19 protein-coding genes and 1 riboswitch are annotated in these 18,267 nt (G+C 71.5%); of the genes, 11 read left to right on the forward strand and 8 right to left on the reverse strand.

Annotated features, from left to right (window positions below):
* The first annotated feature begins 34 nt into the window (after positions 1-34).
* Both BT341_RS25925 and trxA read left to right on the forward strand, forming a co-directional pair.
* Positions 35-430, forward strand: coding sequence for a MerR family transcriptional regulator (locus tag BT341_RS25925; protein ID WP_072478755.1), 396 nt, complete (start codon positions 35-37; stop codon positions 428-430).
* An 11-nt stretch (positions 431-441) separates the two neighbouring features.
* Positions 442-777 (forward strand): thioredoxin, encoded by a 336-nt coding sequence (gene trxA / locus BT341_RS25930; protein WP_072478756.1) that lies wholly within the window; start codon positions 442-444, stop codon positions 775-777.
* Here trxA and BT341_RS25935 read toward each other — a convergent pair.
* A complete protein-coding gene (locus tag BT341_RS25935; RefSeq protein ID WP_072478757.1) occupies positions 758-1,369 on the reverse strand; it encodes a TetR/AcrR family transcriptional regulator in 612 nt (203 codons plus the stop codon). The genes trxA and BT341_RS25935 overlap by 20 nt on opposite strands.
* 299 nt (positions 1,370-1,668) lie before the next feature.
* Here BT341_RS25935 and BT341_RS25940 point away from each other — a divergent pair, with 299 nt between their 5' ends.
* The 3 genes from BT341_RS25940 to BT341_RS25950 all read left to right on the forward strand — a co-directional run bounded on the left by BT341_RS25940 (position 1,669) and on the right by BT341_RS25950 (position 5,857).
* Positions 1,669-2,247: a MerR family transcriptional regulator gene (locus tag BT341_RS25940; protein WP_072478758.1), complete on the forward strand. Its 579-nt coding sequence runs from the start codon at positions 1,669-1,671 to the stop codon at positions 2,245-2,247.
* 42 nt (positions 2,248-2,289) lie between these two features.
* A riboswitch (glycine riboswitch) is annotated at positions 2,290-2,388 on the forward strand.
* A 356-nt stretch (positions 2,389-2,744) separates the two neighbouring features.
* Positions 2,745-3,680 carry an NAD-dependent epimerase/dehydratase family protein gene (locus tag BT341_RS25945; protein ID WP_072478759.1) on the forward strand — a complete coding sequence of 312 codons (936 nt, stop codon included), beginning with the start codon at positions 2,745-2,747 and terminating at the stop codon, positions 3,678-3,680.
* Positions 3,677-5,857, forward strand: coding sequence for a glycosyltransferase family 2 protein (locus BT341_RS25950; protein ID WP_072478760.1), 2,181 nt, complete (start codon positions 3,677-3,679; stop codon positions 5,855-5,857). The genes BT341_RS25945 and BT341_RS25950 overlap by 4 nt, the downstream gene beginning before the upstream one ends.
* On the opposite strand, the gene BT341_RS25955 is transcribed toward BT341_RS25950, so the two are convergent.
* A complete protein-coding gene (locus tag BT341_RS25955) occupies positions 5,781-6,287 on the reverse strand; it encodes a GtrA family protein (RefSeq protein WP_072478761.1) in 507 nt (168 codons plus the stop codon). The genes BT341_RS25950 and BT341_RS25955 overlap by 77 nt on opposite strands.
* A 179-nt stretch (positions 6,288-6,466) precedes the next feature.
* Here BT341_RS25955 and BT341_RS25960 point away from each other — a divergent pair, with 179 nt between their 5' ends.
* The gene (locus BT341_RS25960) at positions 6,467-7,621 is read left to right on the forward strand and encodes an NAD-dependent epimerase/dehydratase family protein (protein ID WP_072478762.1); all 1,155 of its coding nucleotides are present in this window, start codon (positions 6,467-6,469) and stop codon (positions 7,619-7,621) included.
* A gap of 50 nt (positions 7,622-7,671) precedes the next feature.
* On the opposite strand, the gene BT341_RS25965 is transcribed toward BT341_RS25960, so the two are convergent.
* Complete coding sequence (locus BT341_RS25965) at positions 7,672-8,031, reverse strand: nuclear transport factor 2 family protein (protein ID WP_072478763.1); 360 nt, start codon at positions 8,029-8,031, stop codon at positions 7,672-7,674.
* A 182-nt stretch (positions 8,032-8,213) separates the two neighbouring features.
* On the opposite strand from BT341_RS25965, the gene BT341_RS25970 reads away from it, so the two are divergent.
* Together BT341_RS25970 and BT341_RS25975 are read left to right on the forward strand one after the other, a co-directional pair.
* Positions 8,214-9,023 (forward strand): helix-turn-helix domain-containing protein, encoded by an 810-nt coding sequence (locus BT341_RS25970; protein WP_177328896.1) that lies wholly within the window; start codon positions 8,214-8,216, stop codon positions 9,021-9,023.
* Between the two features lie 42 nt (positions 9,024-9,065).
* Positions 9,066-9,836 (forward strand): aldo/keto reductase, encoded by a 771-nt coding sequence (locus BT341_RS25975; RefSeq protein ID WP_072478765.1) that lies wholly within the window; start codon positions 9,066-9,068, stop codon positions 9,834-9,836.
* On the opposite strand, the gene BT341_RS45500 is transcribed toward BT341_RS25975, so the two are convergent.
* The 5 genes from BT341_RS45500 to BT341_RS26000 all read right to left on the reverse strand — a co-directional run bounded on the left by BT341_RS45500 (position 9,833) and on the right by BT341_RS26000 (position 15,673).
* A complete protein-coding gene (locus BT341_RS45500) occupies positions 9,833-10,855 on the reverse strand; it encodes a hypothetical protein (protein ID WP_245805104.1) in 1,023 nt (340 codons plus the stop codon). The two genes, BT341_RS25975 and BT341_RS45500, sit on opposite strands and share 4 nt — an antisense overlap.
* A gap of 650 nt (positions 10,856-11,505) precedes the next feature.
* A complete protein-coding gene (locus tag BT341_RS25985) occupies positions 11,506-12,381 on the reverse strand; it encodes a 3-methyladenine DNA glycosylase (RefSeq protein WP_072478767.1) in 876 nt (291 codons plus the stop codon).
* Positions 12,378-13,421, reverse strand: coding sequence for a hemolysin family protein (locus BT341_RS25990; protein WP_072478768.1), 1,044 nt, complete (start codon positions 13,419-13,421; stop codon positions 12,378-12,380). The genes BT341_RS25985 and BT341_RS25990 overlap by 4 nt, the downstream gene beginning before the upstream one ends.
* On the reverse strand, positions 13,418-14,740 hold the full coding sequence (locus BT341_RS25995; RefSeq protein WP_072478769.1) for a hemolysin family protein: 1,323 nt from the start codon (positions 14,738-14,740) through the stop codon (positions 13,418-13,420). Before BT341_RS25995 ends, BT341_RS25990 begins: the two co-directional genes overlap by 4 nt.
* A 348-nt stretch (positions 14,741-15,088) precedes the next feature.
* On the reverse strand, positions 15,089-15,673 hold the full coding sequence (locus BT341_RS26000; protein ID WP_072478770.1) for a TetR/AcrR family transcriptional regulator: 585 nt from the start codon (positions 15,671-15,673) through the stop codon (positions 15,089-15,091).
* 184 nt (positions 15,674-15,857) lie between these two features.
* Between BT341_RS26000 and BT341_RS26005 the strand changes: the two genes are divergently transcribed.
* The 3 genes from BT341_RS26005 to BT341_RS26015 are packed head-to-tail and all read left to right on the forward strand — an operon-like array spanning position 15,858 to position 18,253.
* Entirely contained in the window at positions 15,858-16,262 is a 405-nt protein-coding gene (locus tag BT341_RS26005; RefSeq protein WP_072478771.1) for a hypothetical protein, read from the forward strand.
* Positions 16,259-16,906, forward strand: coding sequence for a DUF3558 domain-containing protein (locus BT341_RS26010; RefSeq protein ID WP_072478772.1), 648 nt, complete (start codon positions 16,259-16,261; stop codon positions 16,904-16,906). Before BT341_RS26005 ends, BT341_RS26010 begins: the two co-directional genes overlap by 4 nt.
* Positions 16,907-16,909: 3 nt before the next feature.
* On the forward strand, positions 16,910-18,253 hold the full coding sequence (locus tag BT341_RS26015; RefSeq protein ID WP_072478773.1) for a WXG100 family type VII secretion target: 1,344 nt from the start codon (positions 16,910-16,912) through the stop codon (positions 18,251-18,253).
* Positions 18,254-18,267: the final 14 nt, after the last annotated feature.

The following is an 18,267-nucleotide window of genomic DNA, read 5'->3' on the forward strand; positions in this document are numbered from 1 at the left end:
CCTTGACGCGTACGTCAACGTCTAACGTCGGGGCATGCGGATCGGAGAGCTTGCGCAGCGCACGGGTGTCACCACCCGTGCGCTGCGGTTTTACGAGGCCCAGGGCCTCCTCGCGGCCCGTCGCTCGGCGAACGGCTATCGCGAGTACGACGAGGAAGACCTGCAGCTGGTCAAGGAAATCCGGACGCTGCAGACGATCGGCCTGACCCTGGACGAGACCCGCCCGTTCGTCGACTGCCTGCGCAGCGGCCACGAGACCGGGGACTCGTGCGCGAGCTCGATCGAGGTGTACCGCCGCAAGCTCGAAGAAGCGGACGCGCTCCTCGCCCGGCTCGGGGGAATCCGGTCCGAACTGGCCGCGAAGCTCGCCGGCGCACTGGCCCGGCAGGCACCCGATCCCTGTGTCGTGCCCGATTCCCCGCGTCCGTGAAGGAGCCTGTCATGTCCGAAGTCACCGAAGTCACCGACGCGACGTTCGCCGAGGTCCTCGGCAGCGACGTTCCCGTGCTGGTCGAGTTCTGGGCCACCTGGTGCGGCCCGTGCCGGATGGTCGGGCCGGTGCTGGCCCAGCTGGCGGCCGAGCGCGCCGGCCGGCTCGCGGTGCGCAAGATCAACGCCGACGAGAACCCGGAAACGACCAGGTCCTACCGGGTCATGTCGCTGCCGACGATGATCCTGTTCCGCGACGGCGAGCCGGTCGAGACGATCGTCGGCGCGTTCCCGAAGGCCCGCATCGAAGAGCGGCTCGACCGGGCCCTCACGGTGCCGTCGCTTTGACGAAGGTGGCGGCCACCTCCCGCCCGTACTTCTCCAGGTCGAGCGACGGGTCGGCCGCGTAAGCCGCGGCCACCCCGTCGATCGCCTGCGCGATCGACATCGCCATCACCTCGGGCGTGAACTCGCCGAACACGCCCTCGGCCTGGCCCTGCCGCAGCTGCCGGGCGAGCCCGTGCACCCGCATGTCGTCGACCAGCACCTTCGTCATGACCCAGCCGTCGGCATCGTCCGCGTTGGCCGCCAGCTCGGTCAGCACCCGCACGCATTCGGGGTAGGCGCGCAGGAACGCGATCGACGTCTCGATGTGCGCCCGCAGGTGGCCGGCGCGGTCGGCCGGGTCGAGGGCGCCGCCGGTGCGCGCGGCCAGGAACTCGTTCTTCGTCTCCACCACCGTGCTCAGCACGGCCTGCATCAGCCCGGCCTTGTTCGTGAAGTGGTACGAGATCAGCCGGGTGCTGCTCAGCCCGGCGCGGTCCTTGATCCTGGCGAACGTGGTCCGGCGGTAGCCGACGTCCGCGATGACGCCGATGGTCGCCCCGATGATCTGCGCGCGGCGCGCCGCTTCGGTGTCGCTGAGCCCCAGTTCCGCCAGGAGAGCGGGATTTACTTACATGAGTAAGACGTTACTCGGCTGAGTAAACCAAGGCAAGAAGTTTGAACCCGCCCGTCCGGGGTACGGCGAACGGCGCAAACGGTCATCCGACCGTTGCGGCTTGCCGCGCGTCGCGTTGACCGGCACTGTCCGGGCGCTTACCGTCGAAGGAGGTAAATCGCCACGGTGTGATTCACGGTCTGGGGCCGGACCGCGGCGATTGATCTCCGGCGGGTCCCGCTCCTGGGACCGTCCGGCTGTCATTCGCCGGCCGCCAGGTCGGGCGAGGGGAGGCTTGCGTGGTCGAGGCTGGTTCCGAGAAGCAGCCTGTAGAGGTCGCGAGTGGCGAGCAGGGTGAGCTGTTCCCCGACAACTCGCTGCCCGACGAGCTGGTGGGCTACCGCGGCCCGGCCGCGTGCCAGATCGCCGGCATCACCTACCGCCAGCTCGACTACTGGGCCCGGACGAAGCTGGTCGCACCCAGCATCCGCACCGCACACGGCTCCGGCTCCCAGCGCCTGTACTCGTTCAAGGACATCCTGGTCCTCAAAGTCGTCAAACGGCTCCTCGACACCGGCGTCTCCCTCCAGAACATCCGCGTCGCCGTCGACCACCTACGCCTGCGCGGAGTCCGCGACCTCGCCCGCGTCACCCTCTTCTCCGACGGCACCACCGTCTACGAGTGCACCTCACCCGAAGAGATCGTCGACCTCCTCCAAGGCGGCCAAGGCGTCTTCGGCATCGCGGTCAGCGGCGCCATGCAGGAAATCAGCGGAACCATCCACGAATTCCCCGCCGAACGCGCCGACGGCGGCATCGTCGAAACCCACGAACCCGACGAACTCACCCAGCGCCGCAACGCCCGCCGGACCGGGTGATCACCGCCCCGGCCGACCGGGTAAGGTCATCGGCGCGGTCGACGAATCCGCGCGGGAGAGACCGAGCCTCATACTGAGCTCGGCGCCGAAGGAGCAAATCCTCCCCGGAACCTCTCAGGCACCCTGGACCGCGCGGACGAGACGCCTCTGGAAAGCGGTTCGCCAGGACACAACCTGGCGGCCCCGCCGACGGTGCAAGCCCGGCTCAACCTGCGGGCGAAACTCTCAGGCGCCCCACACGGGGTACGGACAGAGCGGGGAGGGCGTCAGGTTCGGCGACCCGTGCTCGCGGAGTGCGCTCGCCGTCAACCTTCCGTCGTGTTCTGTGGGGGTGCAACCGCCACGCCCCGCCCGGGGGCTCCGCCCCCGGACTCCCGGCCGTGGTCGCCTTCCGGCCGAAGGCGCCGGGTGAGCCGGTTTGCTGGTCCACTGTGGATCGTTCGTGCGCTGTCGGCCCTTGCGCGGGGCGCACAGGAACGCCGGGTAGGTTGACCGCCATGGCTAGAGCGCACGGTGCTGATCGGACCTCCGTCGTCGTGACCGGCGGCAGCGGCTTCATCGGCCGGGCCGCCGTGCGCGCCTTCCGGCGGCGGGGCGTCCCCGTCACCGTCGTCGACCGCGTGCCCTTCCCCGACGACACCGACGGCGTCCGCGTCGTCACCGGCGACCTCCGCGACGCCGCCGTCCGCGAAGCAGCCGTGACCCGCGAGACGGCCGGGATCGTCCACCTCGCCGCGCTGACGTCGGTGCTCCGCTCGGTCGAGCTGCCCGAAGACACCTTCGCCGACAACGTCCTCGTCACCCAGGAACTGCTCGAACTCGCCCGCCGCCACGACGTGCCCAAGTTCCTGCTCGCCTCCACCAACGCGGTCATCGGCGACGTCGGCACCGCCACCATCACGCCCGACCTGCCACTACGGCCGCTGACCCCGTACGGCGCCACCAAGGCCGCGTGCGAAATGCTGCTCTCCGGCTACGCGGGCGCGTACGGCATGACGACGTGTGTCTTGCGGTTCACCAACGTCTACGGCCCCGGAATGTCCCACAAGGACAGTTTCGTGCCCCGCATGATGCGCGCCGCACTGGCCGGCACCGGAGTCGAGGTCTACGGCGACGGACGGCAGCGGCGCGACCTCGTGCACGTCGACGACGTCGTCCGCGCCATCCTCTTGGCCTTCGACAGCGGCTACACCGGCCGCGCGATCGTCGGCGCCGGACACTCGGTGTCCGTGCTCGAGATGATCGAAGCCGTGCGCGAGGTGACCGGCGCCGAGCTGCCGGTCGAGCACGTCGAAGCGCCGGCGGGCGAGATGCCCGCGGTCGTCGTCGACGTCTCGGCCAGCGCAGACACCATCGGCTACCGGCCGGAGGTCTCGCTGACCGACGGCCTGGCCACGGCGTGGAAGTACTTCTCCGGCCTCGCCGCGTCGTGAGCGCGTTCCTGCGCCGCCACTGGCCGCTCCTGCTGCTCCTCGTCCCGGCGATCACTCTCCGGGTCCTGACCTGGCTCGCCTACCGGCCCGCGCTGCTGTTCATCGACTCCTTCCGCTACATCGACAACCTGCACGCGCTGCGTGCCGACCAGCTCGACCCCATCGGCTACGACCTGGTCCTGCGCCCGCTCCTGGCGGTCGGCGGCCTCGCCTGGGTCGCGGCCGTCCAGCACGCCGGCGGCGTGCTCATCGCGATCGGGACGTACGGGCTCGTCCTGCGCCTCGGCGGCCGGCCCTGGGTCGGCGCGCTCGCCGCGGCGCCCGTGCTGCTCGACGCCTACCAGCTGCAGATCGAGCAGAACATCATGTCCGAGGTGACGTTCGAGGCGGTGCTGCTCGGGCTGCTGTGGCTGCTGCTCGGCCGGGGCACGCCCGGCTGGAAGCGCGCCGGCGCGGCGGGGCTGCTGCTCGGCTTCGGCGTGCTGACCCGGCTCGTCGGGATCTCGCTCGCCCTGCCGCTGCTGGTGTTCCTCGTCGTCGCCGGGGGAGCGTGGCGGCACTGGACCGGCTGGCGGCGGGCCGGCGCCGGCCTGCTCGGCCTGCTCGCGGTGCTCGTGCCGTACTCGGCGCGGGTGCACGCCGAAACCGGCAAGTGGGGGCTCACCGGCCCGTCCGGGAACATGCTCTACGGCCGCACCGCCGCCGTCGCCGACTGCGCGAACCTCCACCTCGACCCGGCGCTGATGGTGTTCTGCCCGGCCGAACCGCGCGAGAAGCGGCTGGTGGACAACTACACGCACGCCGACCTCGACCCGAACTGGCCCGGACCGCTGCCGCCCGGCGCGGACAAGGCCGCGCTCGCCCACGAGTTCGCGATCGGCGTCCTGAAAGCGCAGCCCCGCGACGTCGCCGAAGCGGTCCTGAACGACTTCGCCAAGAGTTTCGCCTGGACGCGCGAACAGGACCCGACCGACGTCCCCCTCGACCGGTGGCAGTTCCAGCCGAGCTACCCGCAGTGGGCCGACCAGTCGCTGATCGACCTGGTCACGCTGCAGAACGACGGTGTCGTCGCGAGCGTCGACCAGCCGCTCGCGAAGATCCTCCGCGACTACCAGCTGGGCGGCGGATACGTTTCCGGCGGGGTGCTCGGCATCGGCGCCCTGCTCGGCCTGGTCACGGTGGTCCGCCGCAAGAAACCCCTCGACCGCGCGCAGGCAGGCGCGCTGCTGGCGGCGTCCAGCGGGATCGTGCTGCTGTTCGCCTCGGCGGTGTTCCAGTTCTCCTGGCGCTACCAGCTCCCGGCGCTCGTCCTCCTGCCGATCGCCGGGGCACTCGGCTTCACCACGCTGACCTCGGCCGGCCGCAAACGGCTCGCTGCCTTCCCCGACGACGTCGACGCGGGCGCGCTCGACGACTTCCGCGCCCGTCACCCCGGTCTGAAGCTGGCCCCGCTGACCGTCGTCATCGCCGCCTACAACGAAGCCGGCGGCATCGGCGAAGTCCTGGAGAAGATGCCGGACCAGTGCCTCGGGATGCCGGTCGACGTGCTCGTCGTGGTCGACGGCGCCACCGACGACACGGCCACGATCGCCGAAGACCACGGCGCGTACGTGTGCGTCGCGCCCCGCAACCGCGGGCAGGGCGCCGCGCTGCGCCTCGGCTACCACCTGGCGGCCGGGTCCGGCGCCGAGTACGTCGTCACGACCGACGCGGACGGCCAGTACGACAACAGCGAGCTCGAAACCCTGGTGCGGCCGGTGGCCGAGGGCGACGCCGACTTCGTCACCGGGTCCCGGCGGCTCGGGCACGAGGAAGCCGACAGCCGCGTCCGGTGGCTCGGCGTGCGCGTGTTCGCGGCGCTGGCGTCGGTGCTGACCGGGCGGCGGATCACCGACACGTCCTTCGGCTTCCGCGCGATGCGGGCCGAGCTGGCCTGCTCGGTTCCGCTCCACGAGCCGCAGTACCAGTCCTCGGAGCTGCTGCTGGGCGTCACCGCGCGGGGCGCGCGGGTCGTCGAGCTGCCGATGAGCATGCGGCTGCGCAAGGCGGGGAAGAGCAAGAAGGGCGGCAGCCTGGTCTACGGCGCCAACTACGCCCGGGTCATGACCGGGACGTGGTGGCGGGGGTACGTGCTGCGCCGCGGCCGAACACGAGCCGGTCGAGCAGCGCGAACTTGACGACGAACACCAGCGCGTAACTGGCCACGTACGCGCCGTCGACGAGCACGACCCACCAGAAGTGCGGCAGCCGCAGCGGGGCCAGCAGCGCGCCGGACAGGGTCGTCAGCCCGATCGACGCGAGCCCGCCGAGCCCGATGACGACCAGGTACGGCAGCAGTTCGCGGCGGACGCGCGGGCGTCCGGTGCGGCCCCACACCCAGCGGCGGGTGACCACGAAGTTCAGCACCGCGCCGGCCGCCCAGGCCAGCGTGCTCGCCACCGCGGGCACCCCGCCCGCGGTGAGGACGGCCAGCAGCACGACCTGGCTCAGGACCGTCGCGGCGACCGACGTCGTGGCGGCGCGCGCGAGCCGGGCCCAGCCGCGGCGGCCTTTCGTCGCCCGGGTGTCCGTTGTGCGAGGTCGCACGCCGTTGGTTACGGTCGTCATGCCCCCATCCTCCCCGCGGACCCGGCGCGCCGCCGTCCGGGTCCCCCACGCATAGGAGATTCACAGGTCCTTACCAGGTCCTCATCAGGACGTGATCGATAACGTCGGGTGCTCGCAAGCTTCCGTTCCTCCCGGGAATCGGCATGCTTGTGGCGTAAACGAGCAGGAAAGGCGGCACAATGCGTGTGCTGGTTCTCGGCGGTGACGGGTATCTGGGCTGGCCGACCGCGTTGCACTTATCGGACAAAGGCCACGAGGTGGCCGTCCTCGACAATTTCGCGCGTCGCGGCTACGACGCCGAACTCGGCGTCGAAAGCCTGGTCCCGATCGAGACGCTGGAGGATCGGATCGCCGCCTGGAAGGAGGTGTCCGGGCGCACGATCACCAGCTACGAAGGCGACTTGCTGGACGCCGGGTTCCTCTTCGGCGCGGTGCGGGAGTTCCGGCCGGACGCCGTGGTGCACTACGCCGAACAACGGTCGGCGCCGTATTCGATGATCGACCGCGAGCACGCGGTGTACACCCAGCACAACAACGTGGTCGGCACGCTGAACCTGCTGTACGCGATCGCCGAGATCGACCCGGCGATCCACCTGGTCAAGCTCGGCACGATGGGCGAGTACGGCACGCCGAACATCGACATCGAAGAAGGCTGGCTGGACGTCGAGCACAACGGGCGCAAGGACCGCGTGCTGTTCCCGAAGCGGCCCGGCTCGTTCTACCACCTGACGAAGGTCCACGACTCGCACAACATCGAGTTCACCTGCCGCGCCTGGGGGCTGCGCGCGACGGACCTCAACCAGGGCGTCGTGTACGGCCAGCAGACCCCGCAGACGGCGCTGGACCCGCGGCTGGCCACGCGGTTCGACTACGACGCGGTGTTCGGCACCGTGCTGAACCGGTTCGTCATCCAGGCGGTGCTGGGCCAGCCGCTGACCGTGTACGGCAAGGGCGCCCAGACCCGCGGCCTGATCGACATCCGCGACACCGTGGAATGCATCCGGCTCGCCGTGGAGAACCCGGCCGAGCCCGGCGAGTTCCGGGTGTTCAACCAGATGACCGAGAGCATGTCGGTGGCCGGCATCGCCGAGCTCGTCGCCGAGCGGTTCCCCGGGCCGGTGCAGATCGAGCAGCTGGAGAACCCGCGCACCGAGGCGCCGGAGCACTACTACAACGTGAAGCACACCGGGCTGGTCGAGCTGGGGCTGCAGCCGCACCTGCTCTCGGACACGCTGATCGAGTCGATGTTCGACATCGTCGGCGCGAACAAGCACCGGGTGAACCCGGAGAAGCTGCGCCCGACCGTGCGCTGGCGGGGCGCGGTCAAGGGCTGACGGCACGGGGTGGCGTGCGGGCCCCCCGGGGGGCCCGCACGCCGCCGCGGTCAGCCCGGCATCTTGTCGAGGAAGCCGTGCACCTTGGCGATCTTCCCGTCTTCGATCTCGACGACGTCGAAGCCGATCGCGACCGGCTTGGCGTCCGGCGTGCCGAGGTACCACTGGAACCGCGCGAGGTCGTGGTGCGCGTCGGGGTCGGCGGGGAGGCTGAACGTGAGCCCGCCGAACCGGGCCTGCGCCCCGGCGATGAACTGGTCGATCCCGTCGTGGCCGGAGACCGCGCCGAGCGGGTCGGTGTAGCCGGCGCCCTCGGTGAAGACGTCGGCGATGAGCGCCCGCCGCTTGTCGCCGTCGGTCTCGTTCCACACGGCGATGTACTGCTCGACGAGGCTGCGGACGTCGGACATGGTGTGCTCCTTCGGTTGGGGGACAACGGCTTTCGTCGTCCTGCGCTGGAACCGAATCTGCCCGACGCGCGGCAGTGGCGTCGATTACGCGGGAGGTAATGCCCCGGCGGCCGCCGGGTCGGCGCCGGCGATTACCCCGGAAGTAATGGCAGCCGCGCGAAGATCGCCGTAGCGTCGCTCGCGTGACGACTACGGTGCAGGCGGCCGCGCGGCAGCGGCCGGTGGGCGAGCTTCTGCGGGAATGGCGTGACCGGCGGCGGATCAGCCAGCTCGACCTGGCGATCTCCGCGGACATCTCCACCCGCCACCTGAGTTTCGTGGAGACCGGCCGGTCGCAGCCGAGCCGGGACATGGTGCTGCGGCTGGGCGAGCACCTCGACGTCCCGCTGCGGGAACGCAACCGGCTGCTGCTCGCCGCCGGGTATGCGCCCGCCTACACGGAAAACGCGTTGGGGGACCCGGAGATGAGCGCCGTGCGCGAGGCTGTCCGGCAGCTGCTGGCGAGCCATGAGCCGTACCCGGCCGCGGTCGTCGACCGGAGCTGGAACCTCGTCGACGCCAACGCGGCCGTCGGCCTGTTCGTCGCGGGCATCCCGCCCGAGCTGACCACGAACGTGCTGCGCGCGACCCTGCACCCCGGCGGCATGGCGCCGCACATCCGGAATCTGGGGGAGTGGCGCGCCCACCTGCTCGGCCGGCTGCGGCGCCAGGTCGGGCAGACCGCCGACGCCGGGCTGGCCGACCTCCTCGCCGAGCTGCGCGGTTACCCGTGCGACCAGCCGGTGCCCGAGGTCGAGGTGCCCGGGCCGGGCGACATCTTCGTGCCGCTGAAGTTCCGCCACGAGGGCACCGACCTGACGTTCTTCAGCACGGTCGCCACGTTCGGCACGCCGTTGGACGTCACGGTCGCGGAGCTGGTGATCGAGTCGTTCTTCCCGGCCGATCCGGCCACGGCGGCGTACCTGCGCGAGCGGGCCGCCCGGGTGGAATGATGGGGACATCCGCGCAGCACCCGAAGTGAGGATCACCGGGAGATGGCCGTTCCTTCGCTCGCCCTGTCCGACGGAGTCCGCATCCCCCAGCTGCTGTTCGGTGTCGCGGGACTGACCGCGGCCGAAGCCGGCCGGGCCGTCCGCATCGCCCTCGACACGGGTTACCGCGGTTTCGACACCGCGCCGGGCACCGAGGCGGCGGTGGGTGCCGCGCTCGCCGGGGTGCCTCGCGAGGAACTGTTCGTCAGCGTCAAGGTGCCCGCGCAGGGCTACGACGCCGCGCGCCGCGCCGCCGACGCGGCACTGGCCGCGCTGGGCCTGGACCGGGCCGATCTGTGCCTGCTGGACGGCACGAAAGGCGCGTTCACCGACACCTGGCGGGCGCTGAGCCGGCTGCGGGCCGACGGCCGGGTCCGCGCGGTCGGCGTGGCCGGGTTCGGCGTCTCGGAGCTGCGGCGGCTGATCGACGCGACCGGCGCCGTCCCGGCGGTGAACCAGGTGGAGCTGCACCCGTGGCTGCAGCAGGTCCCGCTGCGTGAGTTCCACGCCGAGCGCGGCATCGTCACGGCCGCGTCGAGCCCGGCGGCGAACGCCGCGCTGCTGGCCGACGAGACGGTCACCGCGCTCGCGGCGAAGTACGGCAAGACGCCGTCGCAGATCGTGCTGCGGTGGCACCTGCAGGCCGGCACGGTGGCGGTGGCCGGCTCGGCCACCACCACGCGGACCAGGGAGAACTTCGGGATCTTCGACTTCGAGCTGGCGGACGACGACCTCGCCGTGGTGGCCGAGCTCGACAACGGCACCCGCGTCTAGGCCGGCTTGATCCCCGCCGCGGCGAAGTCGGCCTGCTGCGGCGGCTGCTCGAGGTACTCGCGGAACGTCTGGGCGGCGCGGAGGACGGTGTCGTCGATGCCTTGCCCGGCCAGGCCGATGAAGGGGTAGTCGGCCGAGCGGGCGTTGGCGACGGACTGCGGGGGCGAGCCGATCATCTCGGGTTTCTTGGTGGTCAGCTCGCTGACCCAGTACGACGATTCGGGCAGCCAGGCGGCGGGAAGCCCGCCGATGGCGCTGAGGTTGGTGCGGCCGACGAGGGCGTCGAGGACCTCCGCGGAGGGCTTGGCGTCGACGGTGACGTGCACGCACTGGCCGTGGACGACGGTGGCGGCCTGGTTCCACCGGTCGGCGGCGGCGGTGACGGGCTTCTGCACGCTCGGGGTGACGAGGATCCGCATCTGCGAGGTGCCCCCGGAGCAGCTGGCGGCCTGCGCCTCGGCCCGGCTGTTGAGCTCGCTGTCGGCCCAGTTCCACCCGATGACCCCGAGCCCGATGAGCGCGGCGAGCACGGCGCAGGCGATGGGCCAGGTGGCGATCCGCCGCCGCGGAGCTTTCTTCCCGACGATCCGGTGCGAACCGGTCGCCTCGCCCTTCCCGGCGATCCGGTGCGAGCCGGTGGTTTCACTCTTCCCGGCGGCCCGGTGCGGCCCGGTGGTCTCGGAGCGGCCAGGAGCCCGCCGCCGACCGGCGGTGTCGTCCGGCCGGGCCGTGCCGGTCCGCTCGCCGCGGCGGTCCTCGGGGGTTTCGGCGTGCCGGGTGATGACTTCGGTCCGTTCGGCGGCGCTTTCGGCCGGACGCGCGGCGGGGGTCCGCCGCCCGGCGCGACGCGAGCCGGACGTGCCGCCCCGACCGGCGGCAGGGTAGGTGCCGGAGGTCTCGGCGGGGCCGGCGGCGGCGTAAGTGCCGGAAGTCTCGCCGCGGCGGCCGGTCGACGGGGAAGCGGTTGCTTCGCCGCGCGGGGTGGCGGGGTGGGAGCCGGAAGCGTCGCCCCCGGACACGAAGTAGGAGCCGGTCGATTCACCGCGCCCGACGGCCGGGTACGAGCCCGACGCCTCACCACGGCCCGCGCCGCGCCCGGCGATCCGGAAGGCATCGGAGATCGAGCTGCGCCCGGACGTCCGGAACGCACCGGAGGCCTCGCTGCGCCCGACGGCAGGGTAGGAGCCGGAGGTCTCACCGCGCCCGGCAACGGGATGGGAACCCGAGGCCTCACCGCGTGCGGCAGCGGGATATGAGCCCGAGGTCTCACCGCGCCCGGCGAGGGGGTAGGAGCCTGAAGTTTCGCCACGCCCGGCAGCGGCGTAGGAGCCGGTGCTCTCACCGCGCCCGGCGGGATACGAACCGGAAGCCTCACCGCGGCCCGCGATGGAATACGAGCCCGAAGTCTCACCGCGCCCGGCGACCGGATACGAACCAGACGCTTCACCACGCCCGGCGGTGCGGGCCGGACCCGCCGCACCCGGGTGGCGCTGGACGCCGGCACGGTCCTGAGGGTGCGGCACGGGCTCGTCGTCCCGGGTGTGTCGCCCCATCGTCATCCTTTCCGGGGTGAGCGCATGCCGAGCACGCGCTGCGATGCAACCAAACCGTTATCACCCTAACAGGTGAGTATCGGAGAGAGAATAATCTGACTCACAGTGGCGCGCGCTCAGGGTGCTGCGCTGACCAGGCTATGGCAGTGCGCAATCAGGCGAGCACGCAGCGGTGCCGCGCGCCGGGCAAACTCCGCTTGGGCCCGTGCGTACTCCGCCCGCCCGGCCGCCGTCTCGATCCGCACCGGCGGGTAGCCCAGCGCGGCCAGGTCGTACGGGCTCGCCCGCATGTCCAGCGTCCGGATCTCGGCCGCCAGCTCGAAGCAGTCCGCCACCAGCTCGGCCGGCACGAACGGATCCAGCTTGTACGCCCATTTGAACAGGTCCATGTTCGCGTGCAGGCACCCGGGCTGTTCGAGAGCGATCTGCGTCTCCCTCGACGGCGTCAGCTCGTTACGCGGCCGGGCGGCCGCGGTGAAGAACCGGAACGCGTCGAAGTGCCCGCACCGGATGTCGAGCGACTCGACGACCGCGTCCGTGCCGGCCGAACCCAGCCGGAGCGGCACTTGGTCGTGCCGGACGGAGTCCGCCGGCTCGCGGTACACCATCGCCCACTCGTGCAGCCCGAAACAGCTCAGCCGCGGCGCGCGGGACGCCGTCGCGCTGAGCAGGCCGAGGACGAACTCCGCCGTCCGCGCCTTGCGCTCGCTGAAACCCGCCGGGTCCAGCATCACCCCGTCGGGGATCGAGACGTACCCCTTGCGGTCCAGGAACCGCCGCGCCGCGGGCCCGGCGAGCGCGACGCCGGGCCCGGGCTGCCACCGTTCCAGGTGCGACGGGCGGTGCGAGTAGTACGTGAAGAGGAAGTCGAGCACCGGGTGCTTCTCGCCCCGCGCGCGCCGCTGCTGGTGCGGGACCGTCCACCGGCGCATCCGCTCGACGTGCGCGGCCTCCCTGGCCAGCCAGTCCGGTTCCGCGAGCACCTCGGTCATGCGCTCACGTGGGTTCCGTCGCGCACCGTGCCCACGTACTCCTCGACGAGGTCCTCGAGGGCGACGACGCCGACCGCGTCGCCGCTCGCGTCGAGCGCCCGCGCCAGGTGGCTGCCCTCCTTGCGCATCGCCGACAGCGCGACGTCGAGGCGGGCGTCGGCGCGCAGCTCGGTGAGCGGCCGCGTCTTCGCGTCCGGCACGATCGTCGCCGGGTCCTGCCCGGCCAGGTCGAGGACGTCCTTCACGTGGATGTAGCCGGTCAGCCTGCCGTCGTCCGTACAGACCGGGAAGCGCGAAAAGCCGGTCGACGACACCGCCCGCTCGACGTCGCCGACGGTCGGCCCGCACGGCAGCGTGGTCAGCTCGGCCGTCGGCACCAGGACGTCGGCCACCGTCTTCTGCACCGAGGACAGCGTCTGGGCGAGCCGCTGGTGCTCGGACTGGTCGAGCAGGCCCTCGCGCCGCGACTCGCTGAGCAGCTCGGCCAGCTCGTCGGACGTGTAGGCGGTCTCCAGCTCGTCCTTCGGCTCCACCTTCACCGCGCGCAGCAGCGAGTTGGCCACGAAGTTCATCAGCCAGATGAACGGCCGGGCGAGCTTGACCCAGCCCACGTGCACCGGCACCAGCCACAGCGCCAGCCGCTCGGGCTCGGCGATGGCGAGGTTCTTCGGCACCATCTCGCCGATCAGCACGTGCGCCACGGTGATGAAGGCCAGCGCGATGGCGAACGAGATCGGGTGCAGCAGCGCTTCGGGCAGGTGCAGCAGGTCGAAGAACACCGCCAGCCGGTGCGCGATCGCCGGCTCGCCGAGGCGGCCGAGCAGCAGCGAGCAGATGGTGATGCCCAGCTGCGCGCCGGCGAGCATCAGCGACACGTGCCTGCTCGCGTTGATCACGATCTTCGCCCGCGTCTTGCCCTGCTCCAGCAGCGCTTCGAGCCGGTCGCGGCGCGAGGAGATCAGCGTGAACTCCGCGCCGACGAAGAAGGCGTTCGCCAGCAGCAGCACCACGACGAGGAGGATGTTCAGCCAATCGGTCACGACGCCACCTCGGGCACCGGCGCGACCTCGACCTCGGCGATCCGGTGCTTGTCCATCGTGGTGACGGTGAGCCGCCAGCCGTCGACCTCGGCGGCGTCGCCCTCGGCGGGGATCTTGCCCAGCCGCTCGAGGATCAGCCCGGCGATGGTTTCGTAGTCGCCGTCGGGCATCCGGAACCCGGTGACGTCGGTGACCTCGTCGGCGCGCAGCTGCCCGGAGACCAGCCAGCTGTCCGTGCCGACCTGCTGCGACGCCGGGGCCTCGCGGTCGTCGTGCTCGTCGCGGACGTCGCCGATGATCTCCTCGACGACGTCCTCCAGGGTCACCAGCCCGGCCGTGCCGCCGTACTCGTCGACGACGATGGCCAGCTGGAAGCGCGAGTCGCGCAGGCGCAGCAGCAGGTCGTCGCCGGGCAGGGACTCCGGCACGGTCGGCACCGGCCGCATGACCGAGCCGATCGGCACGTTCGCCCGGTCGGTCGCGGGCACGGCGAAGGCCTGTTTGACGTGCACGGCGCCGCGCACGTCGTCGAGGTCCTCGGCGTGCACCGGGAACCGCGAGAACCCGGTGCGGCGCGAGAGCTCGATGAGGTCCTCGATGGTGTCGTCGACGGCGAGGGACTCCAGCTGCACGCGCGGGGTCATCAGCTCCTCGGCGGTGCGTTCGCCGAACCGCAGCGAGCGGTCCAGCAGCTCGGCCGTCGACGTGTCGAGGGTGCCGCTTTCGGCGCTGGAGCGCACGATCGAGCCGAGCTCCTGCGGCGAGCGCGCGGACCGCAGCTCCTCCTGCGGCTCGACGCCGAACTTGCGGACGAGGAAGTTCGCGCTGTTGTTCATCAGCGTGATGAGCCAGCGGAACAGCGCGGAGAAGCGCGAGTGGTAGCCGGCGACGGCGCGCGCGGTCGGCAGCGGCCGGGCGATGGCGAGGTTCTTCGGCACCATTTCGCCGAGGATCATCGACAGGAAGGTCGCGAGGACCAGGGCGAGCACGACGGAAGCGCCCGTGGCGAAGCCTTCCGGGAGCCCGAGGCCGGACAGCACCGGCCGGACGAGCTCGCCGATCAGCGGCTCGGCCAGGTACCCGGTGACCAGCGTGGTCAGGGTGATCGCGACCTGGGCGCCGGAGAGCTGGAAGGACAGCGTCCGGTGCGCCTTCTGGACGGTCACCGCCCGGCGGTCACCGACCTGGCGGACGTTGGCGTCGACGGTGCTGCGCTCCAGCGCCGTCAGGGAGAACTCGGCGGCGACGGCGAGGCCGGTGCCGACGGTCAGCAGCACGAAGAGGAGGACGCCGAGCACGGCGAAGAGGATCTGGATCATTCCGCACCCGCCCGGGCGGCGGGGGATGAGCCTGTCGGACAGCCGGGATGGTCACCCGGCCCGGTACTGTCACCGGGTGACTGCGCTGCGCGCACGAAACGGTCACTCCTAGCAAGAAATCGGCGTGTACTGCGAAGATGCGGACAATCCTAACGCGTCCGCGGTGCGCGCCGCGTCCGTCGCGGGTGTGTCGGCCCGCTCATCTCAGCGGGGACGCCGGCCCAGGAGGGCGACGAGAGGGTCGGGGCCCCGGCGGATTCGACAGGCGGAGGCTCTGCCGGTCGTCGAGCCACGCGCCGGCGGCGTGCCCGGTTCGACGGAATCCACGCGGTGGGTGCGCCACGGCAGTCAGCCGGTGCCGGGCCGGTGCCGCCGCACGGTCTCCTCGACGAGGTCGAGCACCGGGCCGAGCCCGGCGCCGGGCAGGCCCATGGCCAGGTGCGAGACGAGTCCTTCGAGGACCAGTTCGAGGAACGCGGTGAGGACGTCGACGTCGACGTCGTCGCGCAGGTTCCCGGCCTCGCGCTGGCGCAGCAGGCGCAGGCGCGTGGCGGTGGTCAGCTGCTCGGACCGCTCGGCCCAGCGGGCGCGGAACTCGGGGTCGGTGCGCAGCCGCCGCGAGACTTCGAGACGGGTGCCGAGCCAGTCGGCGGGGTGCTCGCCGTCCCCGGCGAGCAGGTCCCGCATGACCTGGACGAGCCCCTGTTCGGCGACGACGTCGGCCATCCGGATGGCGTCGTCCTCGGCGAGGGCGAGAAAGAGCGACTCCTTGTCCCGGAAGTGGTGGAAGATGGCGCCCCGGGACAGCCCGGTGGCTTCCTCGAGCCGCCGGACTGTGGCACCTTCGTAGCCGTAGCGCGCGAAGCAGACGCGGGAGCCATCGAGGATCTGGCGCCGGCGTGCGTCGAGGTGATCCTGGCTTACGCGTGGCATCCTGAAATCCTGGCATCGCGGACCGGGATCTCGCAATCCGTACGTACGTACTGTGACCGGAAGTGCGGGGAACCGAAGAGTCCGCCCCATCGTCGGAACGTTGCGGCGATTCGCTGACACGACATGAGACGGTTGGCTAATCTTTGCCCCGTCACGGTGGGTGAACCGAGGGGAAGGTGCGGGCGTGATCATCGGGGAAGCCGGACAGGCGGCAAGAGCTCTCTGGGGCGACGTCTTCGAGAACTCCGGCCGGGTGTACGGCGGTGGGGGCAAGGGCGGCCAGTTCACGATGGACCCCGAAGAGCTCTCCGCGGTGATCGGCCAGTGGGAGGACCTCCTCGACAAGATCACCGAGGACGGGCAGAAGATCACCGGCATGACCACCACCCTGGGGATTGCCCCGGGAAAGGATCCGGCGAGCGGGAGCTACGCCGATACGACGATGGCCTCGCTGAGCGCTCTCCAGCAGCAGAACGACTCCATGCGTAAGTACGCGCAGGCGTACATCAAGAAACTCAAGGAAGCGCAGACGAAGACGGTGTCGACCGACCACGGCATGTCCGAGACCTTCAAGTCGTCGCAAGCATGACCCGCAACGGAAGAGCGGCCGGTCTGCTGACTGCGGCCGCTGCGTGCTTGCTGGCTTCGGCCTGCACGGGAACGACCACCGGCTCGGCCCTGCCGGCGTCGAGTGAATCGGCTCCCGCCGCGTCGTCGAGCGCGCAGGCCGACCCTGACGTGCCGAAGGTCGAAGCGACACCGCTCGACGCCGGCAAATACGCCACAGATCCCTGTGGCCTCGTCCCGGGGGACGTGCTGACTCCACTCCGCTACACCGACCCGGGCAAGTACGTTCCGAGGGGTAACACCTTGGATACCGAGGCCGGTCCCAGCTGTCGCTGGACCATCCACGGGGAAGGCATCGGCCTTCAGATGATCGTGGGGACCGGGAACCGGGACCGGGGAGCGGGCGGTCTTGCCGGGTACTACGCCGGATACCGCGCGGGCACGCTGATCAAGTTCCTCGAGCGCGCGCCCGACATCGAGGGTTATCCGGCCATCTACGTGGACATTTCCGACCGCCGCGCCAATGGGAACTGCGCCATCGCCGTGGGGGTGGCCGACGATCTCGCCATCGGGGTGCAGGCCGAGGGCTACCAGGGGCAGGACGACTCGTGCGGTGCCGCGACGCAGGCGGCGGCCGCGGCGATCAAGACACTCAAGGGGGCTTGACGAGTGGACGGCAAGCAGATCTACGACAACTTCAAGCAAGGCGACACGCAGAGGCTGAGAAGCATCGCCGGGCAAGTCGAAGAGCTTTCTTCGGCGTATATGGAACGGGGCGAGAGCATCAAGGCGCTGCAGGCGCGGATGGTGCAGTCCTGGTCCGGCGACGCCGCCGACGCCGCGAACTCGGGCGCGGGCCCGCTCGAGCGGGCGTTCTACGACAGTGCCGCGCCCCTGGACGTGACCAGGGCTTCCGTCGACTCCCAGGCCGCCGCCTTCGATCACTCCAGCAGCTCCGTCGTCGAGGTCCCGCCCAAGCCCGACAAGCCCAACCCCTGGACCACCGGGCTCAAGGCCGCCATCCCGATCGCCGGGCCTTTCATGGCGCAGGACGACATCGACAACTACCAAGAGGGCATGGCGCGGTACAACGCCGCCAACGAGACCAACGTCCGCGTCATGGACCAGTACAGCAGCGTCACCAACGGCACCCGGGCCGTGCTGCCGACCGACTACGGGGTGCTCGAGTCCGACGGTGCCTCGATATCCGTCGCCACGCCGAGCACGCCGCCGCCTGTCGGGCCGCCGCCCGAGACGCCGTTCCGGAACAGTGGTGGTGGCGATCCCGGCAGCGGCGACCACACCACCACCTCCAGCGTCGACCCCGGCCACACCGGTGGCACCGACCGGCCCGGCGGGACCGACCGGCCCGGCGGGACCGACCGGCCCGGCGGGACCGACCGCCCCGGTGGCACGGACCGGCCGGGCGGCACCGACCGGCCCGGCAGCACCGACATCCCGGGCGACGAAACCCACACCACCGGCTCCGGCCGCCCGACCGTGCCGACGCGGCCCGGGCAGCAGGTCGGCGACCGCCCGGGGAACACGCCGCCCAATGTCGGACCGATCGACTTCTACCCGACGGGTACCGGTGGCGGCCAGAACTACTCGAACACCTTCGGCGGCGGGGACCCCGAGTCCGGCCTGCGCGGCGGTCCCACCAGCGGGAACGCCGGCAGCCGGCTGCTCGACTCGACCGGCCGCGGCGGCAGCGGGACCGGCGCCGGCGGTGGGACCGGCAGCGGCAGCGGGAGCGCCGCGGGGGAGCGGGGGCTCGGCTCCGGCCGCGGGTCCGGCATGGGCAGCCTCGGCAACGCCGCCGCCGCGGAGGCCGCCGCCGCTCGGTCGGCCGCCGGGCGCGGCGGGCAGCTCGGGCCCATGGGCCCCGGCGGGCGCCGCGGCGAAGGTGAGGAAGATGATGAGCACCAGCGGCCGGACTTCCTGATCGAAGCGGACCCGGACGCGATCTTCGGCACCGACCAGCGGACCAGCCCGCCGGTCATCGGCGAGTAGGCGGGTGGACGTGG

The sequence above is a fragment of the Amycolatopsis australiensis genome, from assembly GCF_900119165.1.
GTDB classification, from domain to species: domain Bacteria; phylum Actinomycetota; class Actinomycetes; order Mycobacteriales; family Pseudonocardiaceae; genus Amycolatopsis; species Amycolatopsis australiensis.